The organism is Escherichia sp. AM3 (assembly GCF_032029835.1).
Lineage (GTDB): Bacteria > Pseudomonadota > Gammaproteobacteria > Enterobacterales > Enterobacteriaceae > Escherichia > Escherichia coli.
Genome location: NZ_JAVUPQ010000772.1, coordinates 1 through 318, shown reverse-complemented (window position 1 = coordinate 318; position 318 = coordinate 1). Strand labels below are relative to the sequence as shown.

Below are 318 nucleotides of genomic sequence, written 5' to 3'. Positions count from 1 at the left end.
TGCAATCGCTCTCGCCAGAAAGACGCGTTTCTTTTGTCCACCGGAAAGCTCGCCGATTTGTCGATGGCGAAAATCCACCATATCGACACGTTCCAGCGCATCGGTGACAATCTGACGATCCCTCTTTTTGGCGATACGCAACATACCCATATGCCCATAGCGGCCCATCATCACCACATCTTCCACCAGTACAGGAAATGACCAGTCAACCTCTTCTGACTGAGGGACGTAGGCAACCAGGTTTTTCTGTAGCGCCTGTCGTGTGGGAATACCCAGAACAGATATCTTCCCGCTGGTCAGACGCACAAATCCCATAAT

The 318-nt window shown here is 51.3% G+C and carries 1 pseudogene; it reads right to left on the bottom strand.

Going from position 1 to position 318, the window contains the following annotated elements:
* A pseudogene (gene sitB / locus RTW80_RS28295) lies at positions 1-318 on the bottom strand (iron/manganese ABC transporter ATP-binding protein SitB); the annotation flags it as partial.